This window comes from Kosakonia sp. R1.Fl (assembly GCF_023516815.1).
In the GTDB taxonomy this organism is placed as follows: Bacteria; Pseudomonadota; Gammaproteobacteria; order Enterobacterales; family Enterobacteriaceae; genus Kosakonia.
Genome location: NZ_JAMGSQ010000001.1, coordinates 4,981,077 through 5,000,172, shown reverse-complemented (window position 1 = coordinate 5,000,172; position 19,096 = coordinate 4,981,077). Strand labels below are relative to the sequence as shown.

Genomic DNA, 19,096 nt, shown 5'->3' with positions numbered 1-19,096 from the left:
CTAACAAAATCTTTTTTTATATTGAACGTGCAATCAAAAAAAGATTAAATAAGGCCCTTACATTGCGGTGGAGATGGAGCCATGCCAAAGGTGGGAATGCAGCCGATACGCCGTCGGCAGCTGATTGATGCGACCCTGAGTACCATTAACGAAGTAGGAATTAACGACGCCACGATTGCGCAAATTGCGCGCCGCGCTGGCGTATCGACCGGCATCATCAGCCACTACTTCAGGGACAAAAATGGTCTGCTGGAAGCGACCATGCGCGACATCACCCGCCAGTTGCGCGACGCCGTGGCGCAGCGATTAAAACCGCTCGCGCAGGCCAGTACCGAAACGCGTTTGCTGGCGATTGTCGAAGGCAATTTTGATGACAGCCAGGTCCACAGCGCGGCGATGAAAGCCTGGCTCGATTTCTGGGCCAGCAGTATGCATCAGCCGCAGCTTGGTCGCCTGGAGCGCGTCAGCAGCCGCCGACTGTTCTCCACGCTGGCGGCGGAGTTTCGCCGCGATCTGCCGCGTGAACAGGCACGGCTGGCGGCGCATGGCCTTGCCTCGTTGATCGATGGCCTCTGGCTTCGCGCGGCGCTGAGCGGCAAACCCTTTAACCTGGACATTGCCAGAACGCTCACCACCCAATTCATTCGCCAGCAACTGGCTGGCGCGACGAATCACTGAGAAGGAGGAAGTATGTCCCGATTCGCAGAACAGCAGCTCTATATCCATGGTCAATACGTCCCGGCTGCGGCGGGTAACACATTCCAGACCATCAACCCGGCGAACGGCGAGGTGCTGGCCGAGGTGCACGAAGCCGGGCAGGCCGATGTCGATCGCGCCGTTGCCAGTGCGCAAAAAGGGCAGAAAATCTGGGCCGCGATGACCGCCATGGAACGCTCGCGCATCCTGCGCCGCGCCGTCGATATTCTGTGCGAGCGCAATGATGAACTGGCGGCGCTGGAAACGCTGGATACCGGCAAACCGCTGAGCGAAACCCAGGCCGTTGATATCGTCACCGGCGCGGACGTACTCGAGTATTACGCGGGGCTTATCCCCTCTCTTGAAGGCCAGCAAATTCCGCTGCGCGACACCTCGTTTGTCTACACCCGCCGCGAACCGCTTGGCGTGGTGGCCGGGATTGGCGCGTGGAACTACCCGATCCAGATTGCGCTGTGGAAATCTGCGCCTGCGCTGGCGGCCGGTAACGCCATGATCTTTAAACCGAGCGAAGTCACGCCGCTCACCGCGCTGAAACTGGCGGAAATTTACAGCGAAGCTGGCGTGCCAGACGGCGTATTTAACGTGCTGAACGGTAGCGGCGCGGTGACCGGACAGTTGCTGACCGACCATCCGGGTATCGACAAAGTCTCTTTCACCGGCGGCGTTGCCAGCGGCAAGAAAGTGATGGCGAATGCGGCTGGTTCGACGCTGAAAGACGTCACCATGGAGCTGGGCGGTAAATCACCCCTGATTATCTTTGACGACGCCGATCTCGATCTCGCCGCCGATATCGCCATGATGGCCAACTTCTACAGCTCCGGCCAGGTGTGTACCAACGGCACGCGCGTGTTTATTCCGAAGGCCTTGCAGAGTGCGTTCGAAGCGAAAATTGTTGAGCGCGTGGCGCGCATTAAAGCCGGTAATGTCAACGATCTGAACACCAATTTCGGGCCGCTGGTCAGTTTTGCGCACCGCGACAACGTAATGCGTTATATCGAAAGCGGCATCAACGAAGGCGCGCGCCTGTTGTGCGGCGGTAAGCGTCTGACCGGCGGTGACTTCGACCACGGGGCGTGGGTCGAACCCACCGTATTTACCGACTGTCGCGATGAGATGACCATCGTGCGTGAAGAGATCTTTGGTCCGGTGATGTCGATTCTGACCTATGAGCGCGAAGAGGAAGCGGTGCGCCGCGCCAACGCTACCGATTACGGCCTGGCGGCGGGCGTGGTGACACAAGATCTTAACCGTGCGCACCGCGTCATTCACCAGATTGAAGCGGGTATCTGCTGGATCAACACCTGGGGTGAATCCGCCGCCGAAATGCCGGTGGGCGGCTACAAGCACTCCGGCGTTGGGCGTGAAAATGGTCTGATGACGCTGCAAAACTATACGCAGGTCAAATCCGTCCAGCTCGAGCTGAGCCGTTTTCAGTCCGTATTTTGAATAAAGTTTTAACCTGAGGAGCGACGAATGGAATTTGATTACATCATCATTGGAGCCGGATCCGCAGGGAACGTTTTGGCAACAAGACTGACCGAAGACAGCGATGTCAATGTACTGCTGCTCGAAGCGGGCGGTCCCGATTACCGTTTTGATTTCCGTACGCAGATGCCTGCGGCGCTGGCTTACCCGCTGCAGGGCAAGCGCTACAACTGGGCCTATGAAACGGAACCTGAACCGCACATGAATAACCGCCGCATGGAGTGTGGGCGCGGTAAAGGGCTGGGCGGTTCATCGCTGATTAACGGCATGTGCTACGTGCGTGGCAACGCGATGGATCTTGATAACTGGGCGCAGCAGCCGGGTCTTGAGCACTGGACCTACCGCGACTGTCTGCCCTATTACCGTAAATCGGAAACGCGCGATATCGGCGCGAACGATTACCACGGTGGCGACGGCCCGGTCAGCATCACCACCTGCAAGCCGGGCAACAACCCGCTGTTCGCCGCGATGATCGAGGCGGGTGTACAGGCCGGTTACCCGCGCACTGACGATCTTAACGGCTACCAGCAGGAAGGTTTTGGCCCAATGGATCGCTTTGTCACGCCGAAAGGCCGCCGCTCCAGCACCGCGCGCGGCTATCTCGACATGGCAAAAACGCGGCCGAACCTGAAAATCATTACTCATGCCACCACCGATCGCATTCTGTTTGAGGGGAAACGCGCTGTCGGCGTGGCCTATTTGCAGGGCTCCAGCGACACGGTACATGAAGTGCATGCGCGCCGGGAAGTGTTGCTCTGCGCGGGAGCGATTGCTTCGCCGCAAATTTTGCAGCGCTCCGGCGTCGGTGCCGCTGATCTGCTCAAGCAGTTCGATATTCCGCTGGTGCACGATTTACCGGGCGTGGGCGAAAACTTGCAGGATCACCTGGAAATGTACCTGCAATATGAGTGCAAGGAGCCGGTGTCGCTCTATCCGGCGCTGAAGTGGTGGAACCAGCCGAAAATTGGCGCGGAGTGGCTGTTTAACGGCACGGGTATTGGGGCCAGCAACCAGTTCGAGGGCGGCGGGTTTATCCGCAGCCGCGAGGAGTTCGCCTGGCCGAATATTCAGTACCATTTCCTGCCGGTGGCGATTAACTACAACGGCTCAAATGCGGTGGAAGCGCACGGCTTCCAGTGCCATGTGGGTTCGATGCGCTCGCCAAGCCGGGGTTTTGTGCGTCTGAAATCGCGCGATCCGCGCCAGCATCCGGCGATCCAGTTTAATTACATGGCGCATGAGCAGGACTGGCACGAATTCCGCGACGCGATTCGTATCACCCGGCAGATCATCAACCAGCCGGCGCTGGACAAATATCGCGGGCGGGAAATCAGCCCGGGCATTGAGTGCCAGAGCGATGAGCAACTGGATGAGTTTGTGCGTAACCACGCCGAAACCGCCTATCACCCGTGCGGCACCTGCAAAATGGGCAGCGATGAGATGGCGGTGGTCGATGGCGAAGGGCGTGTTCACGGGCTGGAAGCTTTGCGCGTGGTGGATGCCTCGATCATGCCGCTGATCATCACCGGTAACCTCAATGCCACCACCATTATGATTGGCGAGAAGATTGCCGATAACATCCGTGGCCGCACGCCGCTGCCGCGCAGCAATGCGGATTATTTCGTGGCGGGCGATCGCCCGGTTCGCGGTACACCGCTGCGGGCGTAAAAGAAAATGCCGCCGGTAAGGCGTTACTTACCGGCGGCATTACGTAAAGAAGGGCGATTAGCGCGACAGCGCTTCCACTTTTTCAAACGCCGCGCGCAGCGTATCGGCAGAGAGTTCCACTGGCAGGTAGTGAATCGACTCCACCGGGCGCAGAGTGTGAGCAATCACTTTATCCAGCTCCGCGCGGTTATTAATGTCCACGTCCAACGCTGCCAGCGAGGTCGGCAAGTTGAAACGCTGATAGGCGTTAATCAACTGCGCCAGCACATCGTCCTCGCCGAGCAGGGCGCTCTGCACCAGAATGCCATACGCTACTTTGGTGCCGTGCAGGAACTTCTCCGTTTGTGGCAACACGGTTAAACCGTTGTGCACCGCGTGTGCGGCGGCAACGCGGGTGTAACGCTCGCCCAGCCCGCCGACCATCCCACCCCCGGCAATAATCGCATCCACCACATCGCGAAATGCCTGCGTCAGCTCGCCGCGCTGCTGGTCAGCAAGAGCTTGTTCACTGCTCTGTAGCAACACATCGCGGATCGCCAGTGCGCCGTTTAGCCCCAGACGTACGGTGAGCGGCAGCTTTTCTGGTTGTGGTGCCAGCACTACCGCTTCATACCACTTCGCCAGCGTATCGCCGATACCTGCCAGCAGATATTCCGCAGGCGCATTAAGGATGATTTGCGGTTCAACCAGCACCAGAAAATTGGCGTCGTCGAAAATTTCAAAGTGCAGCGCCTGACCAGCCTCGTTATACCACACCGACAGCGGCGTCCACGCCGCACAGGTGGCGGCGATGGTCGGAATGGCGACCACCGGTAAACCAAGACGGCGCGCCACCGCTTTGGCGGTATCCAGCAAGGCGCCGCCGCCAAGCCCAATCACCACCGCCCGATCGTCGCCTGCCTGCTGCGCCAGTTCGTTCACGTCATGCTCGCTACAGTGGCCTTTAAACAAAATGTGTTTCGCGCCCGGCGTGTTAAACCCTTGCGGCAAAAACGCTTTTGCCCCGGCAAAGGCGCGCTCGCCATAGATCCATACCGCGCGCGCCAGTTGTTCTGCGCTGAAGAAATCATGCAACCGCGCGAGGCTACCGGCGTGGGAAAAGTAGTTGGCCGGGCCGGGTACGACGCGGATATCAGTGCTGCTCATGTGTTGTGTCCTTGTGCGTGATCGCTAACCCGATGTTATGTCTGGACATCCGGATGGCTAATAATATTTAGCTTTATCTTATGCATTTTCTGTCGTTGCCAGTCAAGCGAGGCTGTGAAAAATTCGTTAAATCAACCTATTAATTGCAGGAACAGCGTGCGAATGAGCAGCAACCACCTCGAAATGCGCGGCATAAGCCTGGCCTTTGGCGGCTTTAAGGCGCTGTCGCATGTCAATTTCTCCCTGCGCGGCGGTTCGGTGCATGCCTTAACCGGCGCGAACGGCGCGGGGAAATCGACGCTGATGGCGGTGCTGTGCGGCACGTACGACCATTACGAAGGCGAAATCGCCATCAATAACCAGGCGGTGTCGATTCGCACCCCGCGCGATGCCAAACAGCTGGGCATTCATCTGGTGCAGCAGGAAGTGGATGTTGCGCTGATCCCGGGTTTGAGCATTGCCGAGAACATCATGCTCGATAAGCTGGCGGAAGGCGGACATCGTTTCCGCTGGGGCGAGATCCGAAAATCGGCGCGCGAGGCGCTGGCGCAACTCGATGTGATGTTTGATGTAAGACGTTCGATCGATAGCTGCACGCTGGCGGAGAAGCAGCAGATCCTGCTGGCGCGCGCGCTTTCGCACCACTGCCGTTTTTTAATTCTCGATGAACCCACCGCGCCGCTCGACCAGCATGAAAGTGAGCGCTTGTTTACCGTGGTCAAACGCCTGCAACAGCAGGGCATTGGCGTGGTATTTATCTCGCACCGCATCCACGAACTGAACGCGATTTGCGACACCTTAACGGTGCTGCGCGACGGAAAATTAATTGAATCCGGTCCGATGCATGCCCTGAGCGGCGAAGCGATTGTCGAGAAGATGCTCGGTCATGAGTTGAGCGACATCTACCCGCCAGCCCGTCCACCGCACAGTGATGAAGTGCTGCTAAGCATTGACGGTTTGCACGACGAGGGGCTGCTGAAAGATATCTCGCTGCGCCTGCGTAAAGGGGAAATTCTCGGCATTGCTGGTCTGGCGGGTGCGGGGAAAACCGAGCTGTGTAAGGCGCTGTTCGGTGCGAGTAAAAGCCGAATCAGCCGTGGCGAGCTGAATAACCAACCGTGGCGGCCGCGCGATCCGGCCGATTCCGTGATGCGCGGGCTGGCGCTGGTGCCGGAAGAGCGGCGCAAAGAGGGCATTTTTATTGATGAGTCGGTGAGCATGAATTTGTCCATTAGCGCGGATAACAGTTTCTCGCGCTGGGGCTTTTTCGCGCATCGCCAGGCCTGGCGCTGGGCGCAGGAAGTGATTGCCCGCGTTGGCGTGCGCACTACCGGGCCGGGGCAAACGCTGCGCCGTCTTTCCGGCGGCAACCAGCAGAAAGTAGCGATTGGCAAATGGCTGCGCGGTCACGCCAATGTGGTGATTTTCGATGAGCCGACCAAAGGCGTGGACGTGAAAGCGAAAACCGACCTGTTCCAGTTGATTGATGGCCTGGCGCGCGAAGGCAAAGGGGTGATTTACGCCTCGGGTGAATTCGCCGAACTGGTGGGGTTGTGTGACCGGATTTGTGTGCTGTGGGATGGGCGCATTGTTGCGGAAGTGCAGGGCGAGGATGCCCGCGAAGAGACGCTTCTTTATTATTCCACCGGAGGAACGGCGCCGTGAGTAAGGCCCTTTCAGTCAATGCGGCGGCGACGCCCCGCCAGCAGTTTTTTGATTTTCTCTATAAATGGGGCATGTTGCTTACCGTGGTCGCGCTTGTCGCCATTTTTGGCGTGGCGTCGGACAACTTCCTCGATCCCTTCAACATCATCAACATTTTGCGATCCATCGCCATCGTCACGGTGATTGCGATTGGTGTCTCTATTTCGCTGACCATCGGCGGGTTTGATCTCTCGGTCGGTTCCACCGCCTCACTGGCGAATGCGCTGGTGATTTCACTGTTTGTCTGGCACGGCGTTGGTACCACCGAAGCCATCATTATCACGCTGGCTCTCTGCACGCTGGTGGGCTTGTTCAATGCCTTTTTAATTGTGGTTCTGCGCATTCCCGACATGCTGGCGACGCTTGGCAGCCTGTTTGTGATTCAGGGTGTGGCGATGACCTACAGCTATGGCGGTTCGATTACCGAAAATATGGTGCTGCCGAGCGGCGATATGGCGGAGGGCACCATTCCGGCGGCGTTTGGTCTGCTCGGCCAGGTGCCGACCATTGTGATCATTATGCTGGTGGTGACGGTTGTCGCGCAGTTGGGTTTGTCGCTGACCACCCACGGTCGTCGCATGTATGCCATTGGCGGCAACCCGGAAGCGGCGCGCCTGTCCGGCATTCGTACCACGCGCTACAAAGTGGCGGCATATGTTATCGCCTCGCTGCTGGCGGGGCTGGGCGGCATTCTGCTGGCGTCACGCATTGGCTCTTCGCAGGTCAACGCCGGTGGCGGTTATTTGATGGATGCGGTGGCGGCGGCGTGGATCGGTTTCTCGCTCGCCGGTTCCGGCAAACCGAATGCGCTCGGCACGCTGGTGGGGGCGGTTATTCTCGGCGTGCTGCAAAACGGGCTGGTGATGCTGTCGGTGCCCTATTACGCGATGGACATTATTAAGGGGCTGGTGCTGGCCGGTGCCCTTGCGTTGACTTACTTCCAGCGTCGTTAATTCTTCAGGGGAAAACAGATGAAAAAAATTGCACTCTCACTGCTGGCGCTGGGCTTACTGAGCGCGCTGCCAGGACACGCCACCACACCTGCGCCGGTGCCGGACGCCATTGCTAATCACCACGGCCCGATACGCATTGCGCTTATCCGCAACCTGGGTTCAGACGATAACACCACCCAGTTTGTCTCCGGCGCGTTGCAGGAAGGTAAAAAACTCGGTTTTAAAATCAGCACGTTTTTGAGCAACGGTGATGACGCCAAATTCCAGGATTTCGTTAACCAGGCGATCAGTCAGAAATATGACGGCATTATTCTGTCGCAGGGGCGCGATCCGTACTCCACCGATCTAATTAAAAAAGCGGTGGCAGCGGGCATCAAAGTGGCGGTGTTTGATACCGCTGTTAACGGTGAAATTCCGGGCGTGACGGTGACACAGCAGGATGACGCTTCGCTGACCAAACTCTCTTTTGGCGAGCTGGTGAAAGATTTCAACGGCAAAGCCAACATTATCAAACTGTGGGTTGCCGGTTTCCCGCCGATGGAGCGCCGCCAGGCCGCCTACGCCGAGCTGCTGAAAGCCAACCCAGGTATTAAAGAGCTGGAGTCGATTGGCGCGGTCTCTTCTGATGTGCAGGGCGACACGGCTAACAAAGTGGGCGCGGTGCTGGCGAAGTACCCGAAAGGACAGATTGATGCGATCTGGGGCACCTGGGATGCCTTCAGCCAGGGCGCGTATAAGGCGCTGAAAGAGAACGGTCGCACCGAGATCAAACTCTACAGCATCGACGTTTCCAACCAGGATCTGCAACTGATGCGCGAGTCGGGCAGCCCGTGGAAAGTAAGCGTGGCGGTGGATCCGAAACTGATTGGTGCCACCAACGTGCGCCTCATCGCCAATAAAATTGCCGGTGAACAGACCCCTGCGACCTACGATTTTAAAGCCGCTGCCATTCCGCAAGCGCTGCTGGCAAGCCAGCCGGGCGCGGTGAATGTGGCCTCGCTCGGCAAAATCATTCCGGGCTGGGGCCAGACGGAAGATTTTATCGCGCCGTGGTTCGCCACGCTGGAAGCGAAAAACAAGTAAGGAACGGACATGGCGAGTGAATTACCGCGTCCTGAATACAGCCGCAATATGCGGCTGATTGGTCACAGCGATCAGGGCGGTCGCCCGGACGGTGTGCAACTGATGGTACACCGTGGCTTTGCCTATATCGGGCATATGGTGTCGCAGGGGTTTTCGATAGTGGATGTGCGCGACCCGAAAAAACCGAAAGCCGCTGGTTACGTACCGGCACCGCCGGGCACCTGGAATGTGCATCTGCAAGCCCACGACGATCTGCTTTTAGTAATCAACGCGCGCGATCTGTTCGCCGATGCGCGCTTTGCCGATGAAAAGGTCTACTACACCCGCTCGGTCGGCGAGACGGTCAGCGATGTGCAGGACAAAGGCTGGAGCGCCGGGCTACGCATTTTTGATATCTCCACGCCCGATAAACCGCGCGAAATCAGCTTCCTGTCGCTCAACGGCATCGGCATTCACCGTATCTGGTATGTGGGCGGGCGCTGGGCGTATGTCTCGGCGCTGATCGACGGCTTTACCGACTACATTTTCCTGACCATCGATCTGGCCGATCCGCATAAACCGCAGGTTGCCGGGCGCTGGTGGCTGCCGGGAATGAACCAGGCCGCAGGGGAAACGCCAGCGTGGCCGGAAGGCAAACGTTATGCGTTACACCACGCGATTATCGCCGGGGATACGGCGTACGGTAGCTGGCGCGATGGCGGTTTAACGCTGCTGGATGTGAAAGACAGAACCCAGCCGAAGCTGATCAGCCACCGCAACTGGAGCCCGCCGTTTGGCGGCGGTACGCACACCGCGCTACCACTACCGGACCGGGACTTGCTGGTGGTGCTGGATGAAGCGGTGCTCGACAATCAGGAAGATGGCGAGAAGCTGATCTGGCTGTTTGATATTCGTGAGCCGTCAAATCCGGTAAGCATCTCCACCTTTCCGCAGCCGGACGAAACCGATTATGTGGCGAAAGGGGCGCATTTCGGGCCGCACAACCTGCACGAAAATCGCCCCGGCAGCTTTATCAGCTCGACGCTGATTTTCGCCACGTACCAGAACGCGGGCGTGCGGGCTTACGATATTTCTAACCCGTATCGCCCGGTGGAAACCGGGGCGCTGGTGCCTGCCGCGCCAGCGAAGATGATGGATACGCGGCCTGCACGCCCGCGCGTGATCCAGTCTTGCGATGTGTTTGTTGATGCGAACGGCATTATCTACAGCACCGATTACAACGGCGGGTTGTCGGTGATTGAGTATCTGGGGTAGTGAGGCCCTCTCCCCCGACAGGGGGAGAGGGCTGCGTTAGCTGTACTGGCGCACGCGGGCAATCAGCTCATCGACGTTCTCAATGCGCTCGGCGATGACAATCAGCGCTTTACCGAGCGTGATGGCGTGGCGCAGGCAGGCGTGGCGCATTTCTTCATCGTTGATGGTGTCGATATCGGCGACGTGTGAAAGCCCAACGCTGCGGCGAATCAGCTCCGTGCCGCAAAAACCGATTGCGTCGGTCCATACTTTTTTCAGGAAAGCGCTGGCATAGCCCGGTTGTGCTAACGCCGCGTCGCGGGTTTTCTCGCTCGCCAGCGCCTGGAAGCGTTCGGCAAAGGTGGTCCATAGGGTTTGAATATCGGCCAGACGCTGTTCACGCGCGCTGGCCGCATCGCGAATGCCCAGATGGCCTGGTAAACCGCAGTAGTTGAGCAGCAGGTTGCCGATGGCGGTGCCGATATCAAAACCGATGGGGCCAAAGTAACCAAACTCGGCGTCAATCGCCTTCAGGCTACCGTCGGCGACAAAAATCGAGCCGCTGTGAATATCGCCGTGCAGCAGTGCTTCGGCGTGAGAGAAGAAGCGGTGCTTTAACGCCGCCACCGCCAGTTTCAGTTGCGCGTCATCGCGCAGGGCGGCGACCTCCGTTTCCAGCGCAGCCGGGTAGTTGTTGCGCTCATGGACCTGGTAGGGATCGTTGAAGAACAGATCTTCAGTGATTTCGCACATTTCCGGGTTAATGAACTGTGCGACCTGCGCTTTTTTGTCATGTGGATGGAGGTAAAAATCACTGGTGTGAAACAGCACCTGCGCCAGGTATTCGCCCAGTTGCGCAGCCGCTTGCGGGTAAAACACATTGTTAATGAGCTCGCCGCGCCAGATTTTATGATCGGAGAGATCTTCCATCACCATCACCGCCAGTTGCGGGTCGAAGTGGTGGATTTTTACCGTATGCTGCGGGCTGTGCTGGTAATGTTCGACCAGCGTTTGCGCTTCCAGCCGGGCGCGATCAAGCGTTAACGGCCAGGATTCACCCACGCAGCGCACATAGGGCAGCGCCTGTTTGACAATAATGCGGCTCACACCCTGGGTATCGAAAATTTTGAACACCAGATTGAGGTTACCGTCGCCCACCTCCTGCGCGTCCACCAGTTCGGACGGGTTGTCCAGACCGCCAAATTGTTGTGCATACGCCACGGCATCGCGGGCGGAGAAGGTACGGTATTGCGACATTGCCTCGATCCTCTTTTGCTAATAAAGCCATTTAGACGTCTATACATCCGAACGTCATCCTGACACAATACGCTACAACAACGCAACAGGGATTTAACGCAATGCAGCCATTACAGACCACCAGCCTGCGAGTCGCCGACAATCAATTATTTATTCTCGACCAACAGGCCTTACCGCAGCAGAAACAATGGTTACCGGCCAGCACGGTAGAGGATCTTGTCGGCCATATTCATGCCCTACGGGTGCGCGGCGCGCCGTTGATTGGCCTTTCTGCCAGCTTATTGCTGGCGCTGCTGGCAGAACAGGGCGCAAACCGCGACCAACTGGCGCAGGCGCTGGAAACGTTGCGCGCGGCGCGCCCAACGGCGGTGAACCTGATGAATAACCTTGATCGCATGAAACAGGCGCTCACGCAGGAGCATTTTGTGGCGGCGTTAACCGCCGAAGCGCTGCGGCTTATCGATGAAGACAAACAACTGTGCGGCAACATTGCGGTGGCCGGTAGCGCGCTGGTGACGCCGGGCAGCCGCTTGCTGACCCACTGCAACACCGGTGGGCTGGCGACGGCGGGTGTCGGCACGGCGCTGGGAGTCATTGCGTTCGCTCATCAGCAGGGCAACGTGGCAAATGTGTGGGTGGATGAAACCCGTCCTCTGTTGCAGGGAGGGCGTTTGACCGCCTGGGAACTGGGTGAGCTGGGCGTGCCGTATCAGTTAATTACTGATTCGATGGCCGCCAGCCTGATGGCGAAAGGGCAGGTGGATGCGGTATGGGTTGGCGCCGATCGCATTGCCGCCAATGGCGATGTGGCGAACAAAATCGGTACCTATTCGCTGGCGGTACTGGCGAAATTCCACCACGTGCCGTTTTATGTGGCTGCGCCGCAAACCACGCTCGACCCGCACTGCCCGAACGGTGATGCCATACCCATTGAGCAGCGCGCTGCCGCAGAGGTGACCGGGGTGGCCGGGAGTTTTGGCGCAGTGAACTGGGCGCCGGAAAACGCGCGGGTTTACAACCCGGCATTTGATGTCACACCGGCGGCGCTCATCAGCGGCTGGGTACTCGACAGCGGCGTGGTGACACCTGCCGATGTGGCTAACGGGATATTCCAGCCACGCTAAGCGTAAACCGACAGACCGGATAAACGTTATCCGGCCTCAACACCGCCGTCTGCTTGTCAGATGGCGGTGACTTATGTGATCAACCGTGCCGATCACACACAGGGCCCGGTGGCGCAGCCGTAGATCATAATTAACGGAAACGCGGGGATCAGTAAGGGGGCCACCCACGAGACGTTCTGTTCGGTGGTGTCGTTAATTGTCACGGTCACCGGTTTTTCCAGCATACGGGTGTCGGGGCCGGGCGGGTGTTGCAGAATATAGACCACATCCCCCTGCGCTCTGAAGGTCACCACCAGCTTTTTATTCGGTTCAATAATGTTTGCGCCATAGTGATAACGCAGGCGCTCAATTTGCGCGGCACTGAGCCCGGAGGCGTCAACCAGCGCTTTGTACTCAGCCGTCACCTTTTTATCTTTCACCACAAAGTTAACGGCAACGCCGGGAACATGGCTGGCAAACTCCTGATAAAACTCAGCGTACCGGGCGTAGGCATCAGCACGGGGATCGTTACGGATGAAGTTGTAGGCGTAATGGTCGGAATAGGCGGTGATGCGATCCTGGCGCACTTCAAGTTCAGTGATTTTGTCCCATTTCGGCATTGGCGACGTCGTCGCGCAGCCCGAAAGCAGCACGATAACTATCAACATAATGAATTTTTGCATGATGACCTCCCTGTATGCCGCAGCGGCGCTGGCAGCATACACGCCTTGCGGCGTGTCACAAAGGGAGGCTACTGGATTGGGTAGGGGAAATTCAGGTCGCCGGGTGCAGCAAAATCACATCCTTATCAATGGTGCTGGCCTGGCTTTGCGGCGCCGCGGCGTTTTTGTCATAGCGCGGCGGGGTGATCACCGGATAGACAAAACTGCCCAGCTCGCTGCACTGCTCAGGCGCATTCGCGCCGGCATAAAACAGATAGTACTGACCGGAATCCGGGAAAAAGGCTAAGTTGTCGCCGTTACCAAACGTGGTGCTCCAGAACGGGACGCCCGCTTTGGTTTTGCTGCGCTCTTTGCCCGCCGCGACCTGGAAATGGTCGCTCCACTTCATGGTTATCAGGTTGTAGTTAAAAAAAGAGACCGTCAGGTTGCCGCGTGTCGGGCAGTGAAGTCGGACGGCATCATCCGCCCGCACGCTGGAAATAAAGGTTATCAGCAATAAAAGCAGGGAGTATTTCATCGGCGGTTTCCGCAGGTTTTTGGCAAAGCACGAAGGTAATCCATCGCGGCGGTGAAAATCCGTAAGAAACGATGTCAGCAAAAGAGAAAACGAGTCAGGATGTTAACGCGGGGTTGCGGTCAGCCTATTTTTTGATGTTGTATATGTTTCGTTTATTTTGACATGATAATAATTATCAAAATCATTAATATCTGACTATCTGCAGGGTTGTTTTTTTATGCAAGGGAAATCAATCTTTACGTTCGTGCTCTCCGCTTTACTCGCTGTTCCCATTCTGGCGCACGCCACGCAATATCCTCTCACCGTAACCGATTTCGATGGCCGCAAAGTGACCATTGAACACGAACCGCAACGCATTATTTTGCAGGACGGGCGTGACATCATGACGATGGCGCTGCTGGATCGCGACAATCCGTTTAAACGGCTGGTGGCGTGGAATAATCTGGCGAAAAAACAGGACATTGCCACCTGGGAAATGCTGAAAACCCAGTGGCCGGAAGCGACCCGCATTATGGACATGGGTTTTAGCGATAAAGGCAATGTTGATCTGGAAAGTGTGCTGGCGAAACAGCCGGATCTGATGATTGCGCAGTTGCGCGCGAAACCGGCGCTGGCCGATAGCGGCGTGCTGGCTAAACTGACCGCGCTGCACATTCCGGTGCTGTTTGTTGATTATGAAGTGAACCCGGCAAAAGACACCGCGCCGAGTATCGATCTGCTGGGTAAAGTGATTAACCGCGAAAGCAACGCGGCGGCCTACACCTCCTATTATCGTCAGCAACTGGCGGCGATTGAGCAGAAAACCGCCGCCATCAACCCAAAACCGAAAGTATTCGTCGAAGCGCTGGCCGGTAACGCGGATAGCTGTTGCTTTACCCACGGGCACAGCGGTTGGGGCGGGCTGGTTGAAGCGGTCGGCGCGAAGAACCTCGGCTCTGAACTGCTGCCGGGCGCAACCGGGTTTATCTCGCTGGAGAAAATCATCAGCGCCAACCCGGATGTCTATATCATGACCGGCTCTAAACGGGGCAACAGCCAGGTACTGCCGCTCGGGCTGAACGTCTCACAAGATGAGGTCAATAAACAGGCGCAGGTGCTGCTGCAACGCACCGGTGTCGCGCAGATCCCGGCGGTCAGCGCCAAACGTGTGTATGGCGTTTACCACCACTTCTATAACCATCCGTACAACATTGTCGGCATGGAATATCTGGCGAAAGATATCTATCCGCAGGCGTTTGCGGATTTGAACCCGGATGCGACCTACCATCACATCATCAAAAACTTCACCACACTGCCGGATAACAACTTCGTCTATAGCTGGCAGCAGGGCAAATGAGTACCACGCTGGAAACAAGCGAGCAGAGGCAGGAAACGGCTGCGGACAGCCTGATGCTCAATTACCGCGTGATCCTTCGCCGCCGCGTCAGTTTGCTGGCGCTGCTGGTGGTGTTCATTGCCGCCTCAATGCTGCTGGATTTCACCCTCGGCCCCTCCGGTTTGCCGCTGGATACGCTGTGGCAAACGCTGGTTGACCCGGCGAGCGCCGATGCCGGAACGCGGGTGATCGTCTGGGATATCCGCATGCCGTACGCGCTGATGGCAATCATTGTTGGGCTGACGCTGGGGCTGGCGGGCGCGGAGATGCAGACCATCCTCAACAACCCGCTGGCGAGCCCGTTTACGCTGGGCGTGTCGTCGGCGGCGGCGTTTGGTGCGGCATTAGCGATTGTGCTTGGCATCGGCATTCCCGGTGTTCCGGCACAGTGGTTTATCTCGGCGAACGCGTTTATCTTCGCGCTGCTGGCGGCGCTGTTGCTGGACGGCATCACCCGCTGGACGCAGGTGGCGACGTCGGGCGTGGTGTTGTTCGGTATCGCGCTGGTGTTTACCTTTAACGCGCTGGTGTCGATGCTGCAATTTATCGCCAACGAAGACACGCTGCAGGGGCTGGTGTTCTGGACCATGGGTAGTATTGCCCGCGCGTCATGGGAGAAACTCGGCATTTTGCTGCTGGCGCTGGCGGTGATCATGCCGCTGTCGATGCTCAGCTCGTGGAAGCTGACGTCGCTGCGCCTCGGCGAAGATCGGGCGATAAGTTTTGGCATTAACGTGCGTCGTCTGCGGCTGGCGACGCTTTTGCGCATCAGTATTTTGTCAGCGCTGTCGGTGGCGTTTGTCGGGCCGATTGGTTTTATCGGCCTGGTCGCTCCGCATATCGCCCGCATGGTGTTTGGCGAGGATCACCGTTTTTATCTGCCCGGTAGCGCGTTGATTGGCGCGCTGGTGTTATCGCTGGCTTCTATCGTTTCCAAGAACCTGATCGACGGGGTAATTATTCCGGTGGGCATTGTCACCTCGCTGGTTGGCGTGCCGTTCTTTATCACCATCATTGTGCGCCACCGGGGGAGTGTATGAGCCAGAGCGGCCTGAGCCTGCGCGGTTTTGGCGCGGGCTATCACAAGCGACAGATTATTCGCGATCTCAATATTTCCCATTTGCCGCGCGGCAACGTGACGATTCTGCTTGGGCCAAACGGCAGCGGCAAATCGACGCTGCTGCGGGCAATGGCCGGGCTGAACAAGGCGCAAGGGGAATTGCTGCTGGATGGCGAAGACGTGCTCAGCCAGCCGTTTGCAAAACGCGCCGAGCAGGTCGTCTATCTGCCGCAATCGCTGCCAGCGGGCGTTCATTTGCATGTGCTGGAGTCGATTATCGTCGCACAACGTGCTTCCGGCGGCTTACACAGCGCGGCAAAGCAGGCGGAAGTGATGTCGCTCCTGCGCCAGCTCGGTATCGAGCATCTGGCGCTGCACTACCTCGACCAGCTCTCCGGCGGGCAGAAACAGCTAGTCGGGCTGGCGCAATCGCTGATCCGCCAGCCTTCACTGCTGTTGCTCGATGAGCCACTCAGCGCGCTGGATCTCAACTACCAGTTCCATGTGATGGATCTGGTGAAGCGGGAAACGCGCAGCCGCAATATCGTCACCGTGGTGGTGGTGCACGATATCAATATCGCGCTGCGCCACGGCGACCATGTGCTGATCCTGAAGCAAGGTGAGTTAGTGGCGAACGGCGTGCCGGGCGAGGTGATAACGCCGGAAAGCCTGGCGCAGGTCTACGGTGTACGCGGGCGCGTGGAACCCTGCTCGCAGGGGATGAAGCAGGTGATTATTGACGGTTTAACCCAGCAGGCAAGCTAGCCTCAACGCGCTGTCCAGTGCGGCAAAAGGTAAACCGTCACCAGCGTTGACGCGGGTGCTGCGCGTAGTGGTGCAGCACGGCTTTATAGGGTTCGGTGCGGGCGTCGGGATGCTGAATAATCGACGCCAGCAGCACGGCAATGGCGTTGTCGTATTCGCCAAGATTGTGCAGACACAAAGCATAAAATGGCCGCACTTCGGTGGCCTGCGGCCAGCTTGCCATGATCTCTTCAAACAAGCTTTTCGCCTGTGCGTATTTGCCAAGACAGCGCCACGTTGACGCCAGGCCGAACTGCGCGTCGAACTTGTCTTCACCGCGTAATCCCGCTTCGAGCGCTGCCATGTAGTGAGGCTCGGCGTCGCGCTCTTTGCCTTCGTTATCATACGACCAGGCGATATTGAGCAACGCCTGCGCACGCAGCGCAGGCTCTTCTGCCAGCGCTTGCAGCGCCTGACGGCTTTTATCGTGTTGACCCTGTTTGCGCAGCGCAATCGCTGCCTGCAATCTGCTATCCATCGTTTTCATCCATTAAGCGTGTCTGAACGTTATAAAGCAGGCGACAGGCAGCGACAAGATTAGCGCGCGCTGATTCGCCAGATAGCGTTACCGGCATCGTCGGCAATCAGCACGCCGCCTTGTTTATCCATCGCCAGCCCGACCGGTAGCCCGCGCACCTGTTTCTGGTCATCGGTAAGAAAACCGGTCACCACCGGTTGCGGTTGTCCAACCGGTTTGCCGTTGGCAAATTTCACCCACACCACCTGGTAGCCATTGAGCGGCTTCCGGTTCCAGCTTCCGTGCTCGCTGATAAACGCGCCGCCGCGATACTGCGGCATGTTGTCGCCGGTATAGAATAACAAGCCAAGTGGGGCGACGTGCGAGCTAAGCGCGTAATCCGGTTTGATGGCCTGCGACACTAAGTCCGGGCGCGGTGGTTTGACGCGCTCGTCCACGTGCTGCCCAAAGTAGCTATATGGCCAGCCGTAGAAACCCTTCTCTTTTACCGATGTCATGTAGTCCGGCACCAGATCGGATCCGATTTCATCGCGTTCGTTGACGATCGCCCATAACGCACCGCTTTCTGGCTCCCATTGCAGCCCGGTCGGGTTACGCAGCCCGCTGGCATAAATGCGGCTTGCACCGGTGGCGGCATCCACTTCCAGCACCGCTGCGCGGCGATACTCCGCGCCGATGCCGTTTTCGGTGATATTGCTGTTGGAACCCACGCCCACATAGAGTTTGCTGCCGTCGGGGCTGGCGAGCAGGGATTTCGTCCAGTGATGGTTAATTGGCCCACCGGGCAGTTCGGTGACGGTTTCTCCCGGCGCGTTGAGGGTGGTTTCTCCTTGTTGATACGGGAATTTTACCAGACTGTCGGCATTGGCGACCCACAAGGTATTTCCAATCAATTGCATGCCAAACGGTGAGTGCAGGTTTTCAATAAACGTGTGCTTTTGCCATGTGCCTCCAGCGTTACGCAACAACGTGATGCGGTTACCGCCGGGGCCGCCTTTGCCGGAGGCTTTTTGCACCAGACCCATAATCAGCTGTTTCGGGCGCGTGGTCGGTTTTTCCGGGGCATTGGCTTCGGCGACCAGAATGTCGTTATTCGGCAAAACGTACAGCTGGCGCGGATGCAGCAAGCCATCCGCCACTTTTTCAATTTTTAACCCCGCTGGCACTTTTGGTGTTTCGCCCGCTTTCCACGCCACGCCTTCCGGCACCTGCATCGGCGGTAACAGGAAATTCTGCGCTTTAGGTAGCTCCGGCTCGGGGCCAACCTGCTTCATCGGGTCTATGTTTGCTCCCTGATCGCAGGCGGTGAGCAGGGCGGTGAGCGCGGCAACGGTCAGTAAGCGATGAGGCATATTCATGGTTTGTTTCCTTACTGGACACGCGTGCGCAGGGCGAGTTGAAGATGGGCAATCAGCAGCAAAATCACCACCGCCGTTGAGAGGATCACGCCAAGCGGTACCACCGCGTAAGCATCCCGGCTGTGTACAAAGGCGTTAAAAATCGCCAGCACAATTGCCAGCAGCCAGAGCCAGAAATGGATTTTTTCCGCGTTTGTAACGCTGTGGCGCTGCGTTACCCAAACCTGCACAAGGTTGATAAGCCGGGGAAGGATGGCAATCAACAAACCGATGGCGATAAGCCAGCTTGCCGCGTCGGTCCACATGATTTGAAAGGTTTTGAGGTACAGAATATCGAAGATCCACGCTGCCACAAAAAAGCCGGTGGGGAGCGGGTTAAAGAGTTCGTAAAGCGCAAGCGTCGCGCGCGATGACCCGGAGAGTGTTTGCATTGGTCTTTCCTTTTGGTGGAAACAAGCGGGATAAGCCACAG

General features: G+C 57.8%; 18 protein-coding genes. 11 read left to right on the top strand and 7 right to left on the bottom strand.

Translation table 11 applies throughout. From position 1 onward, the window contains the following. Nucleotides 1–81: 81 nt before the first annotated feature. The 3 genes from betI to betA are packed head-to-tail and all read left to right on the top strand — an operon-like array spanning nucleotide 82 to nucleotide 3,870. A complete protein-coding gene (gene betI / locus M8Q36_RS23755) occupies nucleotides 82–678 on the top strand; it encodes a transcriptional regulator BetI (RefSeq protein ID WP_044489591.1) in 597 nt (198 codons plus the stop codon). 12 nt (nucleotides 679–690) lie between these two features. Continuing rightward, complete coding sequence (gene betB, locus M8Q36_RS23750; protein WP_249882597.1) at nucleotides 691–2,163, top strand: betaine-aldehyde dehydrogenase; 1,473 nt, start codon at nucleotides 691–693, stop codon at nucleotides 2,161–2,163. Nucleotides 2,164–2,190: 27 nt separating this feature from the next. Further along, nucleotides 2,191–3,870 (top strand): choline dehydrogenase, encoded by a 1,680-nt coding sequence (gene betA, locus M8Q36_RS23745; RefSeq protein WP_249882596.1) that lies wholly within the window; start codon nucleotides 2,191–2,193, stop codon nucleotides 3,868–3,870. A gap of 57 nt (nucleotides 3,871–3,927) precedes the next feature. On the opposite strand, the gene M8Q36_RS23740 is transcribed toward betA, so the two are convergent. Then, nucleotides 3,928–5,016 (bottom strand): oxidoreductase, encoded by a 1,089-nt coding sequence (locus tag M8Q36_RS23740; protein WP_249882595.1) that lies wholly within the window; start codon nucleotides 5,014–5,016, stop codon nucleotides 3,928–3,930. A 162-nt stretch (nucleotides 5,017–5,178) separates the two neighbouring features. Here M8Q36_RS23740 and M8Q36_RS23735 point away from each other — a divergent pair, with 162 nt between their 5' ends. From M8Q36_RS23735 to M8Q36_RS23720, 4 genes are read left to right on the top strand one after another with little or no spacing between them, the layout of a single operon-like run. Then, on the top strand, nucleotides 5,179–6,681 hold the full coding sequence (locus M8Q36_RS23735) for a sugar ABC transporter ATP-binding protein (RefSeq protein WP_249882594.1): 1,503 nt from the start codon (nucleotides 5,179–5,181) through the stop codon (nucleotides 6,679–6,681). Beyond that, nucleotides 6,678–7,673 (top strand): ABC transporter permease, encoded by a 996-nt coding sequence (locus M8Q36_RS23730; protein ID WP_045508856.1) that lies wholly within the window; start codon nucleotides 6,678–6,680, stop codon nucleotides 7,671–7,673. Before M8Q36_RS23735 ends, M8Q36_RS23730 begins: the two co-directional genes overlap by 4 nt. 18 nt (nucleotides 7,674–7,691) lie before the next feature. Continuing rightward, the gene (locus tag M8Q36_RS23725) at nucleotides 7,692–8,756 is read left to right on the top strand and encodes a sugar ABC transporter substrate-binding protein (RefSeq protein ID WP_020456950.1); all 1,065 of its coding nucleotides are present in this window, start codon (nucleotides 7,692–7,694) and stop codon (nucleotides 8,754–8,756) included. A 9-nt stretch (nucleotides 8,757–8,765) separates the two neighbouring features. Beyond that, nucleotides 8,766–10,010 (top strand): LVIVD repeat-containing protein, encoded by a 1,245-nt coding sequence (locus M8Q36_RS23720; RefSeq protein ID WP_249882593.1) that lies wholly within the window; start codon nucleotides 8,766–8,768, stop codon nucleotides 10,008–10,010. Nucleotides 10,011–10,046: 36 nt separating this feature from the next. Here M8Q36_RS23720 and mtnK read toward each other — a convergent pair whose 3' ends face one another. Next, a complete protein-coding gene (gene mtnK, locus M8Q36_RS23715; protein WP_249882592.1) occupies nucleotides 10,047–11,246 on the bottom strand; it encodes an S-methyl-5-thioribose kinase in 1,200 nt (399 codons plus the stop codon). 101 nt (nucleotides 11,247–11,347) lie between these two features. Between mtnK and mtnA the strand changes: the two genes are divergently transcribed. Beyond that, nucleotides 11,348–12,370, top strand: coding sequence for an S-methyl-5-thioribose-1-phosphate isomerase (gene mtnA, locus M8Q36_RS23710; protein WP_249882591.1), 1,023 nt, complete (start codon nucleotides 11,348–11,350; stop codon nucleotides 12,368–12,370). Nucleotides 12,371–12,462: 92 nt separating this feature from the next. On the opposite strand, the gene M8Q36_RS23705 is transcribed toward mtnA, so the two are convergent. Together M8Q36_RS23705 and M8Q36_RS23700 are read right to left on the bottom strand one after the other, a co-directional pair. Further along, a complete protein-coding gene (locus M8Q36_RS23705; protein ID WP_249882590.1) occupies nucleotides 12,463–13,032 on the bottom strand; it encodes a hypothetical protein in 570 nt (189 codons plus the stop codon). Nucleotides 13,033–13,123: 91 nt separating this feature from the next. Next, a complete protein-coding gene (locus M8Q36_RS23700; protein WP_249882589.1) occupies nucleotides 13,124–13,549 on the bottom strand; it encodes a hypothetical protein in 426 nt (141 codons plus the stop codon). 217 nt (nucleotides 13,550–13,766) lie between these two features. Between M8Q36_RS23700 and M8Q36_RS23695 the strand changes: the two genes are divergently transcribed. The 3 genes from M8Q36_RS23695 to M8Q36_RS23685 are packed head-to-tail and all read left to right on the top strand — an operon-like array spanning nucleotide 13,767 to nucleotide 16,749. Next, nucleotides 13,767–14,885 (top strand): ABC transporter substrate-binding protein, encoded by a 1,119-nt coding sequence (locus tag M8Q36_RS23695; protein WP_249882588.1) that lies wholly within the window; start codon nucleotides 13,767–13,769, stop codon nucleotides 14,883–14,885. Between the two features lie 50 nt (nucleotides 14,886–14,935). Beyond that, the gene (locus M8Q36_RS23690; protein WP_249882845.1) at nucleotides 14,936–15,964 is read left to right on the top strand and encodes a FecCD family ABC transporter permease; all 1,029 of its coding nucleotides are present in this window, start codon (nucleotides 14,936–14,938) and stop codon (nucleotides 15,962–15,964) included. Then, nucleotides 15,961–16,749, top strand: a complete 789-nt coding sequence (locus M8Q36_RS23685) for an ABC transporter ATP-binding protein (RefSeq protein ID WP_249882587.1) — start codon at nucleotides 15,961–15,963, stop codon at nucleotides 16,747–16,749. The genes M8Q36_RS23690 and M8Q36_RS23685 overlap by 4 nt, the downstream gene beginning before the upstream one ends. A gap of 37 nt (nucleotides 16,750–16,786) precedes the next feature. Here M8Q36_RS23685 and M8Q36_RS23680 read toward each other — a convergent pair whose 3' ends face one another. From M8Q36_RS23680 to M8Q36_RS23670, 3 genes are read right to left on the bottom strand one after another with little or no spacing between them, the layout of a single operon-like run. Further along, entirely contained in the window at nucleotides 16,787–17,266 is a 480-nt protein-coding gene (locus M8Q36_RS23680) for a tetratricopeptide repeat protein (RefSeq protein WP_249882586.1), read from the bottom strand. A 59-nt stretch (nucleotides 17,267–17,325) separates the two neighbouring features. Further along, on the bottom strand, nucleotides 17,326–18,624 hold the full coding sequence (locus M8Q36_RS23675) for a PQQ-dependent sugar dehydrogenase (RefSeq protein WP_249882585.1): 1,299 nt from the start codon (nucleotides 18,622–18,624) through the stop codon (nucleotides 17,326–17,328). An 11-nt stretch (nucleotides 18,625–18,635) separates the two neighbouring features. Next, nucleotides 18,636–19,055: a DUF2231 domain-containing protein gene (locus tag M8Q36_RS23670; protein ID WP_249882584.1), complete on the bottom strand. Its 420-nt coding sequence runs from the start codon at nucleotides 19,053–19,055 to the stop codon at nucleotides 18,636–18,638. Nucleotides 19,056–19,096 lie beyond the last annotated feature (41 nt).